19 protein-coding genes are annotated in these 16,122 nt (G+C 45.3%); 9 read left to right on the plus strand and 10 right to left on the minus strand.

What is annotated here, in order from left to right:
• Nucleotides 1-15: 15 nt before the first annotated feature.
• The 6 genes from GY843_RS15625 to arsC are packed head-to-tail and all read right to left on the minus strand — an operon-like array spanning nucleotide 16 to nucleotide 3,832.
• Nucleotides 16-270: a zinc ribbon domain-containing protein gene (locus tag GY843_RS15625; RefSeq protein WP_297310942.1), complete on the minus strand. Its 255-nt coding sequence runs from the start codon at nucleotides 268-270 to the stop codon at nucleotides 16-18.
• A gap of 3 nt (nucleotides 271-273) precedes the next feature.
• On the minus strand, nucleotides 274-744 hold the full coding sequence (locus tag GY843_RS15630) for a nucleoside triphosphate pyrophosphohydrolase family protein (protein WP_297310943.1): 471 nt from the start codon (nucleotides 742-744) through the stop codon (nucleotides 274-276).
• Complete coding sequence (locus GY843_RS15635) at nucleotides 741-2,399, minus strand: SufS family cysteine desulfurase (RefSeq protein WP_297310944.1); 1,659 nt, start codon at nucleotides 2,397-2,399, stop codon at nucleotides 741-743. Before GY843_RS15635 ends, GY843_RS15630 begins: the two co-directional genes overlap by 4 nt.
• Nucleotides 2,400-2,408: 9 nt before the next feature.
• On the minus strand, nucleotides 2,409-2,858 hold the full coding sequence (locus GY843_RS15640; RefSeq protein ID WP_297310945.1) for a DUF2069 domain-containing protein: 450 nt from the start codon (nucleotides 2,856-2,858) through the stop codon (nucleotides 2,409-2,411).
• 32 nt (nucleotides 2,859-2,890) lie between these two features.
• Nucleotides 2,891-3,481 (minus strand): NAD(P)H:quinone oxidoreductase, encoded by a 591-nt coding sequence (gene wrbA / locus GY843_RS15645; protein WP_297310946.1) that lies wholly within the window; start codon nucleotides 3,479-3,481, stop codon nucleotides 2,891-2,893.
• Entirely contained in the window at nucleotides 3,482-3,832 is a 351-nt protein-coding gene (gene arsC, locus GY843_RS15650; RefSeq protein WP_297310947.1) for an arsenate reductase (glutaredoxin), read from the minus strand. It abuts the gene before it with no gap.
• A 163-nt stretch (nucleotides 3,833-3,995) separates the two neighbouring features.
• On the opposite strand from arsC, the gene GY843_RS15655 reads away from it, so the two are divergent.
• From GY843_RS15655 to nudC, 4 genes are all read left to right on the plus strand, one after another.
• Nucleotides 3,996-5,267 (plus strand): YihY family inner membrane protein, encoded by a 1,272-nt coding sequence (locus tag GY843_RS15655; protein WP_297310949.1) that lies wholly within the window; start codon nucleotides 3,996-3,998, stop codon nucleotides 5,265-5,267.
• Nucleotides 5,268-5,293: 26 nt separating this feature from the next.
• A complete protein-coding gene (locus GY843_RS15660) occupies nucleotides 5,294-5,569 on the plus strand; it encodes an acylphosphatase (RefSeq protein ID WP_297310950.1) in 276 nt (91 codons plus the stop codon).
• Between the two features lie 80 nt (nucleotides 5,570-5,649).
• Nucleotides 5,650-6,690 carry an HDOD domain-containing protein gene (locus GY843_RS15665; RefSeq protein WP_297310951.1) on the plus strand — a complete coding sequence of 347 codons (1,041 nt, stop codon included), beginning with the start codon at nucleotides 5,650-5,652 and terminating at the stop codon, nucleotides 6,688-6,690.
• Between the two features lie 115 nt (nucleotides 6,691-6,805).
• Nucleotides 6,806-7,630 carry an NAD(+) diphosphatase gene (gene nudC, locus GY843_RS15670; RefSeq protein ID WP_297310953.1) on the plus strand — a complete coding sequence of 275 codons (825 nt, stop codon included), beginning with the start codon at nucleotides 6,806-6,808 and terminating at the stop codon, nucleotides 7,628-7,630.
• Here nudC and GY843_RS15675 read toward each other — a convergent pair.
• Nucleotides 7,604-7,939 (minus strand): SCP2 sterol-binding domain-containing protein, encoded by a 336-nt coding sequence (locus GY843_RS15675; protein WP_297310954.1) that lies wholly within the window; start codon nucleotides 7,937-7,939, stop codon nucleotides 7,604-7,606. The two genes, nudC and GY843_RS15675, sit on opposite strands and share 27 nt — an antisense overlap.
• 100 nt (nucleotides 7,940-8,039) lie before the next feature.
• Here GY843_RS15675 and sohB point away from each other — a divergent pair, with 100 nt between their 5' ends.
• The 5 genes from sohB (at nucleotide 8,040) to GY843_RS15700 (ending at nucleotide 12,551) form a co-directional block, all read left to right on the plus strand.
• Complete coding sequence (sohB, locus tag GY843_RS15680; protein ID WP_297310956.1) at nucleotides 8,040-9,098, plus strand: protease SohB; 1,059 nt, start codon at nucleotides 8,040-8,042, stop codon at nucleotides 9,096-9,098.
• Between the two features lie 160 nt (nucleotides 9,099-9,258).
• Complete coding sequence (locus tag GY843_RS15685) at nucleotides 9,259-9,912, plus strand: TetR/AcrR family transcriptional regulator (RefSeq protein WP_297310958.1); 654 nt, start codon at nucleotides 9,259-9,261, stop codon at nucleotides 9,910-9,912.
• Between the two features lie 5 nt (nucleotides 9,913-9,917).
• Nucleotides 9,918-10,397, plus strand: a complete 480-nt coding sequence (locus GY843_RS15690) for a L,D-transpeptidase (protein WP_297310959.1) — start codon at nucleotides 9,918-9,920, stop codon at nucleotides 10,395-10,397.
• Between the two features lie 5 nt (nucleotides 10,398-10,402).
• Nucleotides 10,403-11,440: a beta-N-acetylhexosaminidase gene (gene nagZ, locus GY843_RS15695; RefSeq protein ID WP_297310960.1), complete on the plus strand. Its 1,038-nt coding sequence runs from the start codon at nucleotides 10,403-10,405 to the stop codon at nucleotides 11,438-11,440.
• 4 nt (nucleotides 11,441-11,444) lie between these two features.
• Nucleotides 11,445-12,551 carry a mechanosensitive ion channel family protein gene (locus tag GY843_RS15700; protein WP_297310961.1) on the plus strand — a complete coding sequence of 369 codons (1,107 nt, stop codon included), beginning with the start codon at nucleotides 11,445-11,447 and terminating at the stop codon, nucleotides 12,549-12,551.
• Between the two features lie 127 nt (nucleotides 12,552-12,678).
• Here the strand turns inward: GY843_RS15700 and GY843_RS15705 are convergent, their stop codons facing one another.
• The 3 genes from GY843_RS15705 to GY843_RS15715 all read right to left on the minus strand — a co-directional run bounded on the left by GY843_RS15705 (nucleotide 12,679) and on the right by GY843_RS15715 (nucleotide 15,955).
• Nucleotides 12,679-14,517 (minus strand): GGDEF domain-containing protein, encoded by a 1,839-nt coding sequence (locus GY843_RS15705; protein WP_297310962.1) that lies wholly within the window; start codon nucleotides 14,515-14,517, stop codon nucleotides 12,679-12,681.
• Nucleotides 14,518-14,639: 122 nt separating this feature from the next.
• Nucleotides 14,640-15,206, minus strand: a complete 567-nt coding sequence (locus tag GY843_RS15710) for a hypoxanthine-guanine phosphoribosyltransferase (protein WP_297310964.1) — start codon at nucleotides 15,204-15,206, stop codon at nucleotides 14,640-14,642.
• Between the two features lie 20 nt (nucleotides 15,207-15,226).
• Entirely contained in the window at nucleotides 15,227-15,955 is a 729-nt protein-coding gene (locus GY843_RS15715) for a CsiV family protein (protein WP_297310965.1), read from the minus strand.
• Nucleotides 15,956-16,122 lie beyond the last annotated feature (167 nt).

The following is a 16,122-nucleotide window of genomic DNA, read 5'->3' on the forward strand; positions in this document are numbered from 1 at the left end:
AGGCGAGAAGCTGGGTTAAACGCCACAGCCTCCGCTTGGGCAGCCACCACCACTCATGCAGGGTGGTGCGTTAGAACTTTTTAGAGTCTGACTTTTAACTACACCTGCTGCAGAAAGCAGTTTTGTAACTTCCGAGTTCAGAGGGATATTTTGTGGGTCAAGGTTAGCAAGTTCACATAGCTCACCCCAGTTAACCGGGGTCAGAGCCATTGTATGCTTCACCTCAACAACATCACCTGTCGCTTCAATGCGGTAATCGTAGGTAGGCATAAATTAGTCCAGTTTTGGTTCGTGCCAGTTGATTGATTTAAGGAACTTGTGAGCAGGATAGAATTTACCGTCGCTGCCTTCCTGATCCTTAGAAGATTTAATGTAAGCTTCCGGCAGTTCGCCGCCAGCGTAAACATCCAGCCCTTTTTCGTTCTGGTAGAACGCAAGGGTTTGATCAACTTCGTCTTGAGTTTTACAGAGCTTGGACAGGTTGCTTGCCTGTACTGCCGCCATATCCTTATCTGCGTCGATGCCCATGATGTGGGCCATACCATAAGTAACAACCAGAATATCAGCGACTGCATCACGGATCTCTGCTTTGTCCTTGTTCTGCAGGCCCTCAACCAGTTCTGCGAGTTCCTCCTGAATCAGGTGTAACTGTTTACCTGCTTTCTCCCAGTTGGGATTATTCAGGTCACCTTGTTCGTTACCGAAGACGGTGTTCAGGTAGGAAACGTCAGTAAAGTTGCTCATTGCTGCTCCGTAATATTATTCGTGCCAGCTATCAGATAAATTTTATCGATAACCGCTTTTAAACCATTGCCCCGGGATGGGCTGAGATGGCGTTGCAGTTCCAGCTGAGAGAAGGTCAAATCAATATCAATCGCTCTGATCTCAGCTGCAGTTTTGTTATTAAATATATCCAAAACCAGTGCCAGTAGCCCCCGAATGATACGGGCTTCTGAATCAGCTGCAAAATAGATTTTTCCATCCGGCTGCAAATCATAGGACAGCCAGGTATTGCTTTCACAGCCTTTAACTAGATTCTGGGATGTTTTTTCTGAAGCGGGCAGGGCTGTCAGTTGTTTGCCTGCCAGCATCAGTTCTCGGTAACGCTCATTCCAGCCTTTAAGGGCGAAAAGCTTTTCGTTTAATCCTGTTACTGCCGACGAATTGGCTGTAACCGAGACCGGCTGAGTTGCCTTATCAAGTGCCTCGATAAAAGAATTAACTTCACTCAATGTGTTGTAGAAAGCAAACGATGCTCGGGTTGTCCCTGGTAACCCCAGTTCTTGCATCAGAGGCATTGCACAGTGGTGGCCGGTGCGAACAGCGATACCCTGTTGATCAAGTAATAAGCCGATATCCTGCTGGTGCTGGTCTTCAAGGGTGAAAGATAGCAGGCTCACAGATTGTTGCGGTTGTCCGATCCGTCGGAAGCCTTTTATCTGCTCACAACCCTCAATGGCGGTTTTCAAGAGGGCCTGTTCATGTTGTTCCAGAATCTGGCGTTCTTGATCAGATAACCATTTTATTGCTTCTGCTAACCCTATAGCACCGGCTATATTGGGGGTGCCGGCTTCAAATTTGAAAGGCAGTTGATTGAAAGTTGTACCTGAAAAACTGACACGCTCAATCATTTCCCCGCCACCTTGCCAAGGGGGCATCTGTTCAAGTATTTCCTGCTTCCCATACAAAGCACCTATGCCGGAAGGCGCAAACAGCTTGTGGCCGGAGAACACATAAAAGTCAGCATCAAGGTCCAGAACGTCAACTTCAAAGTGAGGTAGGGACTGCGCTCCATCTACAAGAACCAGAGCACCGGCCTGATGTGCGAGCTGAGTTATCTGTTGAACGGGGTTTATCGTTCCCAGTGCATTAGAGGCATGGTTGATTGCAACTAACCGGGTTTTCTCACTAAGTAGCTGCTGGAAAGCATCAATATCAAGGTCGCCGCTTTCCAGTATAGGAATCACTTTGATAACACCCCCGGTTCGTTCTGCAAGCAGTTGCCACGGAACAATATTAGCGTGGTGTTCCAGCGTACTGAGAATGATCTCATCACCAGCTTTAAGAGATTGTCCCCAACTGTTGGCGACCAGATTGATCGCTTCTGTTGTACCTCGGGTCCAGATGATCTCTTTGCTGGATCTTGCGTTGAGGAAATCGGCAACGATCTCTCTGGCCTGCTCAAATTTCAGCGTGGCCTCAGCGCTTAAGGCATGACTTGCCCGGTGAACATTAGCATTTGATGTACGATAGAAATCCTGCAGGCAGTTAATGACCTGGCGCGGCTTCTGAGTTGTTGCTGCGTTATCCAGGTAGATCAGCGCTTGCCCGTTCACCTTTTGTGACAGGATCGGAAACTGCTGCCGGATTTTACGGATCAGGTTATTGCTATCAGACATGTTCAGGGCTTAAGAGTCAGATTTGGTCTGATTCTGCTCTTCTTGGTTCTTTTCCTGTTCCGCCCAATGTGCCAGCTGTTTGTTATAACGAGCTCTCCAGCGTGTGTACATCATTGCACCAGTAAACAAGGTGCTAACCAGAAGGGTGTAGCCAATTCCATATACCAGGGTGTTTGGGTTTGATGCTGCTAATACAGCTTGAATAAACAGTAATAACAGAACGAAACAGAGCCAGGCGTGACCGCGAGGACTACCCTTGATGATCACGTGAGCAAAGGCTAGTAGAGGAGCCATATGGATCAGCCAGATTACCCATGGGTTGGCTGTTGGAGCGGGTATCAAAAAAAGATGCCAAAGCGTAAACCAGGCCAGAAGCCCCAGATAGCTGCCAACAGTCACGATGCGACCTAAACGGGCTTTGCTACGGTAATCATGGTCATCAGGTATATAAGCTTTCAAGACAATTAACTCGGTTTGTTGTTAGAGAGGGTTCAGGCAAGTTTCTGTGCCAGTAGGCCGAGGCGTTTTCCCTGCGCAATACAGAGATTAAGCTCGTTTTGGTCCAGATCACGGTTATCCTGACCCGCGACATGAGTTGCACCGTAAGGTGTACCACCACTGGTGGTTTTCAATAGCTCGGATTCACTGTAAGGCAATCCGGCCAGTACCATGCCGTGATGCATCAGTGGCAGCATCATTGATATAAGCGTTGTTTCTTGTCCGCCATGCAGACTTGAACTGGAACTGAAAACTGCGGCAGGTTTGTTGATCAGAGCTCCGGACAGCCAGAGGCTACTGGTACCATCAATGAAATATTTCAGTGGTGCCGCCATATTGCCGAAACGGGTAGGGCTGCCTAGTGCCAGCCCTGAACATTCCGCCAGTTCTTTCTCTGTACAGTACAGATCACCTTCATCAGGGATTTCAGGCTCAGTTGCTTCACAGTTGCTGGAGATTGCCGGAACTGTGCGCAGGCGCGCTTCTATTCCGGATTGCTCAATCCCGCGGGCAATGTGCTGCGCCATAGTGCGGGTAGCTCCATGGCGACTGTAATAGAGTACAAGAACGTACGGCTGACTCATCTATAGAATTTCCAGTACCGACTCTGGAGGACGTCCAATACGGGCCTGATCGCCTTTAATCACGATTGGGCGTTCGATCAGTTTTGGTACTTCAGTCATTACTTTAATGATCTGCTCATCGCTCAGAGAACTATCGTCCAGACCGTTTTCTTTAAATTCAGCTTCTTTCTTGCGCACTAGGTCACGAGCAGTGATACCAAGCTGTGAAAGAACTTTAGTTAGCTCTTCTGCAGAAGGCGCATCTTCCAGATATTTGCGAACCTGTGGCTCAACTCCATTCTCTTCCAGCAGGGCGAGTGTCTGGCGAGACTTGGAACAGCGAGGATTGTGATAAATAATAACGTCACTCATTGTGCTATACCGTACTAATGGATCACCATGATCGGGTGATCGGTTTTCTGTGTTGGGTTATGTTGCGACATTGTATACGGCTCGGTGCGAGATTTCATGAAGGGATCACTATTTTAGTTGTAGCTTCCTTACAGGAAAGAGCATTGGCCATCCAGGAGTAAGAATGGCAAATCTTCTAAATAACCGTTTTACCCAGTTTCTGTTGTATCTGGGGCGGCAGTTTTTATCAAATCAGGGCATCCTAAATGCTGCAGCCTTGACTTACACCACGCTGTTTGCGGTAGTGCCTCTGATGACGGTTTCGTACGCCATGCTGGCCGCTGTACCTTCTTTTCAGGGAGTAGGGCAGGAGCTGCAGAGCTGGGTTTTCGATAACTTCGTGCCCGCCACCGGTGCGGTTGTTCAGGATTATCTCAATGATTTCTCTTCGCAGGCACGAAAACTGACTGCTGTGGGTGTGGCGCTGTTGGCAGTGACCTCAATCATGATGATGAAAAATATCGAGGCAGCCTTCAATCGAATCTGGCGAGTCACTGAGCCAAGAAAGGGCTTATCAAGTTTTCTGTTGTATTGGGCAATTCTAAGTCTGGGACCAATTCTAATTGGTCTGGGACTGGTGCTGACCTCTTACATCGCATCTTTGCCATTTATTAGCACTGCAACTGAGGCTGTAGGTAAAGCCAGGTTGCTGAGTATGCTTCCAACCGTATTATCCGCAACTGCTTTCACATTGATGTATGTTGCTGTGCCAAACTGTAGGGTGCCATTCAAAAGTGCGTTGATCGGAGGCGTTGTTGTAGCCCTGCTTTTTGAAACGGCCAAACGAGGTTTTACTGCTTTTGTAACCCAGTTCCCATCCTATGAACTGATCTATGGTGCTTTTGCTGCTGTACCACTTTTCCTGCTTTGGATCTTTATCAGTTGGGTCATAATTTTGATGGGTGCAGAATTAACGCGCTGTATCACTGTTTACCGTGGTTTGGGGAATCAGGGAAAAGTACCGCATCTGTATTCAGTCGTAGCTGTGCTTTATCGCTTGTGGCAAGCACAGTCTCAGGGCAAAGCGCTTAGTGATCAGGTTCTGCTGCAAGAAGTAGATACCTTGGATCAGGGTAGGTGGGATACTTATCTTAAATTGCTGTTTGATGCCGGCATAGTGAAGCGAAGTGATCAGGGGGAATACCTTCTGAGTATGGATATGGGATCGATCACCCTGCATGATCTACAGCAGGTGTTACCGTGGCCATTACCGGAACCTGTGCAGGTGAGTTCAATGGTTACGTGGGAAAGAGATTTAAATTCAAAATTAGCGATATTATCTCAGGAACAGCAGAAAGAGCTTAATATAAGCTTGGAAGCACTTTTCGCCAACAAAGAGAGTGCTGAGCAAAATGTATCTGATAAAAGTGTATCTGAGAAACAGCTAGCAAAATAACTATCGAGGAATAGTGGGGAATAGGGATGGCAGATCTATCTCTTCATGCTTTGGTGAGTGGTCGTGTTCAAGGTGTTTGGTTTCGTCAGTCTACGAAAGAAACAGCCGAGGGCCTTGGCTTAACGGGTTGGGTGCGAAACCTTAGTGATGGTCGAGTGGAAGTAATAGCTACCGGTGAAGAAAAAGCGGTGCGGCAGTTAGAGGCTTGGTTGGGGCAGGGACCCGAGCTGGCAAATGTGGCTGATGTGGAAAGTGAGTTTATAGAAAACGCTGAGCCTTTCAGCGGCTTTGAGGTTCGTTAATTTTTTGAGTTTTTGTTTTTCTTTCGGTGGGTTTTAAACTCTTATTAGTCAGCTCTTACTTTCGTTGTTGAGGACAGGGTATGTTTTCGAAATTAAAGTCGTTTTTTTTTGGTGGTAGTGATCAAAAAGCACCTTCAGGTACTGGATCTGTAGCACAGGGGGAAAAGGAAAAAACCGCAGAAAAAACTCCTGTTCAAGAATACGGTAATCAGAGCCTGGAGCATGCTCGGGAGCTGAATCTTGCATTTATCAGCAGTTTGCTAGGTGTCCGAGCGGTTGAGACAGAGGAGTCAAAAGCACAGGAAGAGCAGCTTCGAATGGCTTTGGATGCTGAGCTGGTGGGTATGACCGATAAGGCGATACCTAAGCTGTCTAAAAGTGCTATGACGCTGATGACGGACCTGATGAATCCGGAAATAGCGCAAAGTAAAATTATTTCTGCCATCAAAGAAGATCCAGCCCTTGCGGGTAAAGTGATCTCTGTTGCCAATTCCCCTTTGTTTGTTGCGCCAGGTGTCGAGATTAAAGATCTTGAACATGCGCTGAGTATGCTTGGTCAGATCAGATTGAAAGATGTGGTGATGTCTTCTCTGGTAGCCGATAAGTTTAAAATTGATAGCTACTACTTTGAAACTTTTGGTAAAGCATTGTGGGATCATTCATCCGAAGTTGCGGTAAAGGCGCGCGATATTGCTGAACAATCAGGTGGAAACCCTAGCCTCGCTTATTTCGTTGGTTTAGTGCACGACATTGGCAAGTTGATCATCTTTAAAAAACTGATTGAACTGCATACTAAGGAAAAAACAGAACCTCATCCTCAGGTATTCAGTAACCTTCTTGGCGATTATTCCTATGCTCTAACTCGTCGTGCTTGTGAGGTATGGGAATTGCCGGAGTATTGGGTAAAGCCTATCGTTGAGTTCCAGTTGGCTGAGCCTGGTAACCTTCAAGAGCCTGAATCTGTAGCTTTGTTCCTGGCGAACAATTTTGCTGAACTGCATGCTCTATTCTCAGTAGGTGAAATAACTCAGTTTGAACTTGTGTGGCGTTTACAGGAGTCGGGCTCTAATCTAGAAGAGTTCCAGCATGTTTACCCGGATGCGATTCCTGAAGAGGAGTAGTCCCTTTTCGCTCTACACTTGTATAAGTAAAAGCTCCTAAATACGCACGTAGGGGCTTTTATTTTGTAGGTTGTTAAGTGAACAGCAGCGTAGTGCCTGATGGAGAATATTTATTGTGAGTAATAAAAACTATCAATACCTGCTTGCGGCGAATGGACGGCTATTAGGCGATGAATCAGGTGTATTATTTAAAGCTCATTCTGAACTTGATGAACTGAAAACAATGGCTGTTCTGGATGTGGGGCAGATCAATGATCAGCAATATGCAGTTGCCATTCTGGAGAAGAATACGCCTATAGATTCTCTAATCGATATGGATAGCTGTGTGGGCTTGCGGTCGATGTTAGGGCATGTTGAGACCGAGGAGGAATATGCGCTGTTAGCGACTGCGGCTCAATTGGTCACATGGTACGAATCTTTTAAGTTCTGCCCTCGCTGTGCTACTGAGCTTTCTTTGCACCCACATGAAAGAGCAAAAGTCTGTGGTGGGTGCGGGCATCATCAATATCCTCGCATATCTCCTTGCATAATTGTCTTAGTGAAAAAGGGTGAGCAATGTTTGCTTGCGCACGCTGCCAAATTTGCTCCTGGCAGATACAGCACATTAGCGGGCTTTATCGAAGCAGGAGAAAGCGCTGAGCATGCGGTGCATAGGGAGATAGAAGAGGAGGTGGGAATCAAAGTTAAGAATATAGAGTACTGTTTTAGCCAGTCATGGCCGTTTCCACATTCACTGATGCTGGGGTTTATGGCGGAGTATGATTCTGGGGATATTCAACCAGATGGTATTGAAATACTCGAAGCAGACTGGTTTTCCGCCGATAAACTGCCTACGTTACCGCCGCGCTTTACCATCGCGCGACGATTGATCAATCGATTTCTTGAAGAGATAGGCGCTGAGATAGAGCCGGACTCAGCTCTGTTTTTCCCGACTGAATAGCTTGCTCAGCTGGGTGGCGAGCATGACATTGCCTTCGGCGCGTAGCTTCCCTGTCATGAAGGCGCTCATGCCATCCTTCTGCCCGGTAATTACCTCAACCATGGTTTCAGCATCCATGATCAACGTGACATTGGGGTCAGGGTGTTCACCCTCACCAATGTTACATTCCCCATCATTTATGCTGATATAGAAGTCTGATTCATCTTCAAGCAGGAATTGAAACGTAGCTGAAACACCCTGTGCGTTTTCTGAAACAAAACGACTTGGAAGCTTCTCAATAACTTTAGCAACGGATATATCCTGACTCATGCAGTGAATGCCTCAAACCTGACTAATAAGGGTGGGTATTAAGGTGAATTATGATACATTAGCGAACCTTCTTCTTATAGTTAATTTCGGAGTTTTCTCTGTGTCTGAATTCCTGAGTGATTATGGTCTGTTTCTGGCTAAATCGGTGACCATTGTTATTGCCATTTTGGTGGTTGTCATTGGCATAATCGCTGCCTCTGCCCGTAGTCGTAAAGATCCTAAACATGGCGATATTCTGGTAGAACACTACAACGATGAACTGGAAGAGATGAAAGAGATTCTGGAAGAATCTATTCTCGATAAAGATGAGCTAAAAGCGATACATAAAGCAGAGAAGCAAAAAGCTAAAGAAGAGAAAAAAGAGCGCAAGAAAAACCCTCCTAAAGAGGAAGAACGCAGTAAGCGAATTTTTGTCCTGGACTTTGATGGGGATATCAAAGCCAGTGAGGTAGAACCGTTTCGTCAGGAAATATCTGCTGTTCTGATGATGGCAGAAGAAAAAGACGAAGTGGTTATCCGTCTGGAAAGCCCAGGTGGTATGGTGCATGAGTATGGCCTAGCTTCTTCACAAATCGAACGAATCAAACGTAAACAGATCCCGCTGACTATCTGCGTCGATCGTGTAGCTGCCAGTGGTGGTTATATGATGGCATGTTTGGCAGATAAACTGTTGGCTGCGCCATTCGCTATTGTCGGTTCCATTGGTGTTATCGCTCAACTACCTAATTTCCATCGTCTGTTGAAGAAAAACGATATTGATTATGAAGTTCTAACCGCAGGTGAATATAAGCGTACACTGACCATGTTTGGTGAAAATACCGACAAAGGCCGTGAAAAATTTGTTGAGGAATTGGAAGAAACCCATCAGCTTTTCAAAAACTTTGTTCATGAATACCGTGAGCAGGTTGATATTGATAAAGTTTCTACAGGCGAGATTTGGTTTGGTAAACAAGCTCTAGAAATTAATCTTATAGATGAGCTGGTGACTTCTGATCAATACCTTATGGATGCATCTGAAGAAGCTGATATCTTCATTATCCGTTACGAAGAGAAGAAAACTCTGCAGGATAAACTGTCGGACTTGGCGGTAAAATCGAGCGATAAAGTACTCCTGCGTTGGTGGACCCGATTAACCCAACCTAAAACTTGGTCACAGTAATAAAGCGCCTGTTAAAAAGTGTGTCGTTAAGTTTTAAGTAATAAACTGGGTTTATTATTCGTAAGTTGGATATAAATTAGGCAATAACTACTTGATTTATAGATAGAGATTGTCGTTATAATTCCGGGATAGTTGTTTAAAACGCTGGTTTGGAGTTCGGATGCGTCATAAGGGTACCTCTGCAAGTATTGTCGAAGCGGCAGAAACATTGTTTGCTGAGCAGGGTTTTACTGAAACCACTGTACGCCAGATTACCAGTCGGGCGGATGTAAACTTAGCGGCGATCAACTATCACTTCGGTTCGAAAAAAGGTTTGATTCAGGCTGTAGCTGAAAAATTTCTTACACCATTATGTGCTGAACTGGGCTCCATGATGGAACAGCGTCAAGTTGCTGATTCCAGCCCGTCTCTGGAAGAGCTCCTGGAGATGTTGATGCGGGCTCTTCTGCTTGTGCATCGTGAAAACGTTAATGCGCTTGCTGTATTTATGCGTTTGTTAGAATTGGCTTATATGAAAAATCAGGAAGAGCTTCGTGACTTCCTCATAAGTCGCTATAACGACAAACTGCAGCCATTTATTCAACTGATCCGTAAGGATGCTGCGCCAATGGAAGATGATGAGTTCTTCTGGCGACTGCATTTCCTATTGGGGTCGATCACCTTTACCCTGTCTAACTATCACACCCTGCATGCTATTGAGAAGCGTGAATTCCATAGTGGAGCGGAAGTAGAGAATATCCTGCACAGGATGATCCCTGTTCTGTCTGCTGGTTTGCAGGCTAGAGCTGATAAAACTTATTTCTGTCGCTTGTAGGCTTCATGTTGCAAATCCTGGTTTCCATCGCTGATCAGCGTTTAACACTGCTGGATGGTGGCAAGGTTGTGCTTGAGTATCCGGTTTCAACAGCTCTGAATGGGGCTGGGGAGCAGAAAAATAGCGGCTGTACTCCGCGAGGCAAGCATACTGTTCGTGCCAAAATTGGCGCAGGCCAGCCTGAAAATGCTGTATTTATAGGACGCCGTTTCACTGGTGAGATTTACAGCCCTGAGTTGGCAGAAAAATTCCCAAATCGAGATTGGATCTTAAGCCGTATTCTTTGGCTCAGTGGCCTGGAGCTGGGGGTTAATCGATTGGGTAATGTAGATACAATGCAGCGTTATATATATATCCATGGAACTCCTGATAGCGAACCAATGAACGAGCCCCTTTCTCACGGCTGTATCCGCATGCGGAACACTGACCTTATTGAGCTGTTCGATAGGGTGCCCGCAGGAACAGAAGTCACCATTAATAGTTAAACGACATGAATAACAACAAGTTAGCCGGGCAATCTGAGATGCCTCAAGCCAGTCTTTTTTTAGATCTGGATGGAACAACTCTTACATCACAAGAAAGAGAGCTCTTAATGAGCCCTTTGATCGGTGGTGTCATCCTGTTTGGTCGTAATAGTGAAAGTGCAGAGCAGGTTTCACAGCTGGTAGCGGATATCCGCACGATACGTTCAGATCTGATCCTGAGTATTGATCAGGAGGGAGGTCGTGTCCAACGTCTTAAAAACGGTGTTGCCCGATTGCCGCCAGTCCAGGCGCTACTACCAATCTATCAGAATGACAAAAATGATGGCTTGTTGGCTGCCGAGAAACTTGGTTACCTGATGGCTATTGAGATGCGTTCTCTAGATGTTGATATCAGCTTTGCGCCCGTTTTGGATGTGGATTATGGGCGTAATACAGTAATTGCTAATCGTGCGTTTGCTACAGACTCTGAATCAGTGGCAGTGCTGTCTGAATCATATATTGCAGGTATGCGTAAGGCGGGTATGGCTGCTACAGGTAAACATTTTCCTGGGCATGGCTGGGCCAACGCAGATACGCATCTTGCCGATGCTATTGATGAACGTAGTTTTGAACAGATCTGGAACTTAGATATGTCGCCTTTCCGAGCTGCGATAGATAATGGTTTGGAGGCGATGATGTTTGCTCATGTGCTCTATACCAGTTGCGATCCTAGTCCGGCGGGTTTCTCTCAATTCTGGATCGAAGAAATTCTGCGCAAGCGTTTGCAGTTTAATGGTCTGATCTTCAGTGATGATCTTAGTATGAAGGCTGCACACAGTGCTGGGAGTTATTCGCAGAGGGCTGAACAAGCCATTTCTGCTGGTTGTCAGGTGTTACTTTGCTGTAATGAGCGTGCTGGTACACTAGAGATACTCGAGTATCTGCGTCAGGTTGAGTGTCAGCCGCTAGATTTGAATCGTTTGCGTGGTAAAACTGAAATAGGATTTGATGAGGCTTATCTCAAAGAGGCAAGGGCCTTAGCGAAAAGCTTAGTAGAAGAGTAAAGATATGATAGATCTGTTAAATAGCTGGTTGGCTGAACATATGCCTGAATATGGCGAGTCGGCATGGATTATTTTATCAATTGCTGTGTGTGTGATAGCGGTTGTTCTGGACGTGGTTGTTCGCACAATGCTGGGACAGTTGCAGCGCCAGGCAGAGAAAACAAGAATCCTCTGGGATGATGCTTTTCTACATTCAGTTAGCAGACCCGCATTGTTCCTTATCTGGCTTGCTGCAGGGTACTGGCTAATTCAGATTGCTGAACAGCACTTTGATATTACGGTAATGGGCGGGGATAGTCCTTTGCCTCGTTTAGTGCTGATCATTATGGTTGCATGGAGCTGTCTGCGCTTCCTGAAGCGCCTTGAGCAGGTTCTGGTGATGCCAGAGAAGATGAAAAAGCCGATGGACCCAACAACTGTTGGTGCTCTGAGTAGGCTGGCTCGTTTGGTCGTCACTGTATTGATTGCCCTGATTATTATGCAGAGCTACGGCTATAGTATTTCCGGCATACTGGCCTTTGGTGGTATCGGTGGTATTGCGGTTGGCTTTGCAGCAAAAGACCTTTTGGCTAACTTCTTTGGTGGTTTGATGATCTATTTGGATCGCCCATTTAAGGTGGGTGATTGGATTCGTTCTCCGGACAAACAGATTGAGGGTACTGTTGAAGATATAGGTTGGCGTCAGACCCGTATTCGAACGTTCGATAAGCGTCCACTTTATGTGCCTAACTCAACCTTTGCTAATATATCGGTTGAAAACCCATCACGTATGACCAATCGTAGGATCTACGAGTATATCGGTGTTCGTTATGATGATGCTGCTCAGGTAACAGAGGTTATTGATGCGGTAAAAGAGATGCTGCGAACTCATCCTGAAATTGATAACAATCAGACTTTGATTGTTAATTTAGATCGCTTTGGTCCTTCTTCCCTGGATTTCTTTATCTACACATTTACCAAGACAACCGACTGGATCCATTTCCATGAGATTAAGCAGGATGTGATGGTGAAAATTATGCAGATCATCGAAGAGAAGGGTGCTGAATTTGCGTTTCCGACCACGACGGTACATCTAGTAGGGGAATGCCCAGAGTCTTTGGAGCATAACTAAATACAATCAGAGCAGTGTGGTAAAACTTCCAGCAGCCTTTTCTGAGGTATCAAGTTCCTGTTGAGGAATTAGTGATGGTGATAGTTGAGTTAGACTAGTCCCTAGTCATCTATCACAGGCCGCTCATTTAACTATTGGACATATAGCTGATGAGTTGTTCTACGGCCATAGGTTTGGCGTATAAATACCCTTGCATCAAATCGCAACGAATTTCTTTTAACCACTCTGCTTGTTCATTGGTTTCAACGCCTTCCGCTACGATGGCCATATTAAGGCCTTTTGCCATACCGACAATCGAGCTGGCTATGCATCTATCGCTCTCATCATCCGGTAGGCCGTCCACGAATGACCTGTCAATTTTAAGTTTTGAAACAGGGAGGTGTTTCAATCGAGAAAGTGAGGAGTAGCCGGTCCCGAAATCATCTATTGAGAGCCTAACCCCTAAATCAGCTAGTTCATTGAGTTGATTCGTAACAAGTTTAGTATCATGGCTGATCAGCTCTTCTACTATCTCTAACTCAATTAGGTTTTGAGGGATTTGGTGCTTGGAAAGTAACCTGGCAATCATTGAAACTAATGTATTGCTATAAAGCTGTTCGGTAGAAAGATTGATAGAAACAAAAGTAAGAGTTTGTAGTTGTTGGTTATGTTCTATGTCCATACAAACCGAGCGTAGCATCAACTCACCTAACTGCGGCATGAGTCTCATTTCGGTGGCAAGTGGTAAAAAATGGTAAGGAGATAAAGTACCTTTGGTAGGGTGTTGCCATCTTACCAGGGCTTCCACTCCCGATATTTGACCTGTCTGGCAATCAATAATCGGCTGGTAGAAAGGGATTAGCTCTTTATTTGTGATTGCTGCAAGTAATTCATTTTCTGCCTCTTTCTTCTGTTGAAAATCTGAGAGCCAGTTGTCATCGAATAAAGCGTAAGAGCCGATGCCATTTTTTTTGGCTTTTGCTAGGGCTATTTCTGCTTTTCTTACGGGGTTTTCGGCATCGCCATAGGGGCCTGAAATAACTGTTCCTCCAATGGAGGCGGAGATATTAACTAGTTTTCCACTAGCTAACTTTATACCGTCTAGTAAAACAGCCTGAATGGATCTAATTATCTGAATAAGATCATTTTTTTCGACCCCTATAATCCAAAGAGCAAAAATATCGCCCGACAGTCGGGCCGGGAATATTTTTTTCTCTATGGTCATGTTTGTAAGTTTTATGGCTATTAGCTGTAACAGTTCATTTGCTTGTATATAACCTAGCTCATCGTTGACAGCGCTGAATCTATCAATGCCAATGATCAAAATACCTCTGCCGCCATCGCAAGACTCAAGGCTTAAACACCCAGTGGATTCGTCAATGCGTTCTTGGAAAGCCAATCTGTTCTCGAGCCCTGTGAGTGAATCAGTTCTCTGGGCAACTAAAAGCCTTTTTGATGCTTTGAGCCAAGCGTCATGTTCTAGAGCTAGTGATATTTTGTCTGCTACCGCTGTGATAAAAGAGATTTCTTCTACAGGCCAGTTCCTGTTTTTATGGCCATCTTCGACGCATAATATTCCATGATGATCCTTGGAAGAATATATGGGGGCATCGACCATAGAGAAAATTCCTAAAGGAATGAGGTAACTTTCAGTAAATTCCGACGTTGCAGAGTGTTGGCGTGCATTATTAGCCACAACGACACGATTAGAAGACATTGCATCAAAGTAATGAGGGAAATCATCAATACTCAGAACCATCCCTGATTCATATTTGTCTTGATCTTTACTGTAGAGTGATCGACAGATTATTGAGGTTTTATCTTTTCTATAACCCCATACGCTTACTCTGATTACATCTAGCAGGCGGCCAGTTAATTTAAGTAGCATCTGCACTTTGTTAAGTGTTGTTCCTTCTGTGTATTCAGATCTCTCGCAGGTTTTTATTAGCTCGTTGTGTAGGGAAGCTAGCCTTTCTCTCGAATCCATTATTCCCGTTACCTTTCGGAAATATATCTTTTACTAAGGGTAGTGGTTAACACTGATTTTGCTAAGAATTAGTAAGCCGCTACAAGCACTACTAAGTGATACGGTGTAAGGCTTGCAGCGGATCAGGGGGTGCTACTGATTGCAAAAATACCGGGTGCGTTGCGCCAATAGCCTTTGTAATCCAGTCCAAAGCCAAATACATACCGGTCTTCAATTTCCAGTCCAATATAGTCAGCTTTAAGGTTACTGTGGGGCTTACGGTCGTGTTGTTTATCAAGCAGCACCGCAACCAGAACTTTCTTAGCGCCACCATTTCTGAAATATTCGACCACTGCGGCCAGAGTATGGCCCTCATCGTAAATATCATCTACGACCAGAACAGTTCTGCCTTTAAAGTTCAGGTTAGGGTAGGTTTTCCACTCTAGCTCATGGCCTGATGTTGTATTTCTATAGCGAGTGGCATGGATGTAATCCTGTTGTAGGGGGAAATTTAATCGAGTAAGTAGCTGTCCCCCGACTACAAGTCCTCCATTCATTACAGGAACAAAAATAGGGTTCTCTTCTGCCAGATCCATACTAATATCGTAAGCCATGCGCTGGATCGCAGATTGAACCTCTCTCTCATCAAAAAGCAGGTCGGCTTTGAGATAAGCATCTCTTATCTCTTCTGGTTTGATCTCTTCCGACATAATGCCACTCGCCTCAGGCCTTAATTAACTGGCTTAATCTCGACCATGATGCCAAACAAAGGGTGGTCGATGTAATGCAGTTCTTTAGAGCGCATACGGCGCGCCTGTGTCTGGTTTACAGTAAGAATCTCTGGAATAAACAGATCCATTGTATTTTGAGGTAGGGTGCTAACTGCTCCACTGGCAGTTTGTGTTGTTGGCATAGCTTCAGCTTGTACAGGTTCTGACATCGCTGTTTCTGTTTTTGTTGCCGCTTTCTTCTTGAGCAGGCTTGTTTCATCTGCGGTTAGGCGGCGACTGAAATACAGATCGGGTCGGAAGTGGAGATAGCGACCACGACCTACAGCGATATAGCCATCAAGTTCGTACATGCCGTTATCCATTATATCTCCGGCGGTGATACGAATAGGTTTAGGGCGTTGGGTTTCAGCTACAGGCTGCATCCAGCCCTGATGGTATAGCACTCGGTATTTTCCAGAGGAGCGGATTCTGTTTTTTTCATCATGTAGGCTTAACAGGTTTTTAGGCAGTTTCTGGAATGAATCGATCTCGCCTTCGTTGACTGGTTTAAGTCGAATAGCAGATTTAGCAGGAATCTCATCGATTTCAGGCCAATATTCATCGGCAATAACTGAACTATCATTGTTGGCAAAGATGATGACCTCAACGGTGTACCACTCATTAGCCTGACCAATAGAGCTCAGGGCTAGTAGGGTAGGGATCAGTGCAATGCGAAACCATTTTTTCATGATGTTTTAACGGCCAAGTCACTTAACAAGCTTTCTACAGCTTTGAAGCGATTCTCGGTTTTCTCCATGTTGAGGCTGAAACGTAGTTTGTCTGCGCCTTCCAGTTTATATTTTTGTGGCTGATTTTGAACCATTTTTACTAAAGTGAGAGGATCAACTTTAGCGTC

Source organism: Neptuniibacter sp., assembly GCF_024231755.1.
In the GTDB taxonomy this organism is placed as follows: domain Bacteria; phylum Pseudomonadota; class Gammaproteobacteria; order Pseudomonadales; family Balneatricaceae; genus Neptuniibacter.

Bases quoted from the DNA above. Each gene is read 5' to 3' on its own strand.
- GY843_RS15625 (WP_297310942.1), bottom strand. From the start codon at position 270: ATGCCTACCTACGATTACCGCATTGAAGCGACAGGTGATGTTGTTGAG.
- GY843_RS15630 (WP_297310943.1), bottom strand. From the start codon at position 744: ATGAGCAACTTTACTGACGTTTCCTACCTGAACACCGTCTTCGGTAAC.
- GY843_RS15635 (WP_297310944.1), bottom strand. From the start codon at position 2,399: ATGTCTGATAGCAATAACCTGATCCGTAAAATCCGGCAGCAGTTTCCG.
- wrbA (WP_297310946.1), bottom strand. From the start codon at position 3,481: ATGAGTCAGCCGTACGTTCTTGTACTCTATTACAGTCGCCATGGAGCT.
- arsC (WP_297310947.1), bottom strand. From the start codon at position 3,832: ATGAGTGACGTTATTATTTATCACAATCCTCGCTGTTCCAAGTCTCGC.
- GY843_RS15655 (WP_297310949.1), top strand. From the start codon at position 3,996: ATGGCAAATCTTCTAAATAACCGTTTTACCCAGTTTCTGTTGTATCTG.
- GY843_RS15660 (WP_297310950.1), top strand. From the start codon at position 5,294: ATGGCAGATCTATCTCTTCATGCTTTGGTGAGTGGTCGTGTTCAAGGT.
- GY843_RS15665 (WP_297310951.1), top strand. From the start codon at position 5,650: ATGTTTTCGAAATTAAAGTCGTTTTTTTTTGGTGGTAGTGATCAAAAA.
- GY843_RS15675 (WP_297310954.1), bottom strand. From the start codon at position 7,939: ATGAGTCAGGATATATCCGTTGCTAAAGTTATTGAGAAGCTTCCAAGT.
- GY843_RS15685 (WP_297310958.1), top strand. From the start codon at position 9,259: ATGCGTCATAAGGGTACCTCTGCAAGTATTGTCGAAGCGGCAGAAACA.
- GY843_RS15690 (WP_297310959.1), top strand. From the start codon at position 9,918: ATGTTGCAAATCCTGGTTTCCATCGCTGATCAGCGTTTAACACTGCTG.
- nagZ (WP_297310960.1), top strand. From the start codon at position 10,403: ATGAATAACAACAAGTTAGCCGGGCAATCTGAGATGCCTCAAGCCAGT.
- GY843_RS15700 (WP_297310961.1), top strand. From the start codon at position 11,445: ATGATAGATCTGTTAAATAGCTGGTTGGCTGAACATATGCCTGAATAT.
- GY843_RS15705 (WP_297310962.1), bottom strand. From the start codon at position 14,517: ATGGATTCGAGAGAAAGGCTAGCTTCCCTACACAACGAGCTAATAAAA.
- GY843_RS15710 (WP_297310964.1), bottom strand. From the start codon at position 15,206: ATGTCGGAAGAGATCAAACCAGAAGAGATAAGAGATGCTTATCTCAAA.
- GY843_RS15715 (WP_297310965.1), bottom strand. From the start codon at position 15,955: ATGAAAAAATGGTTTCGCATTGCACTGATCCCTACCCTACTAGCCCTG.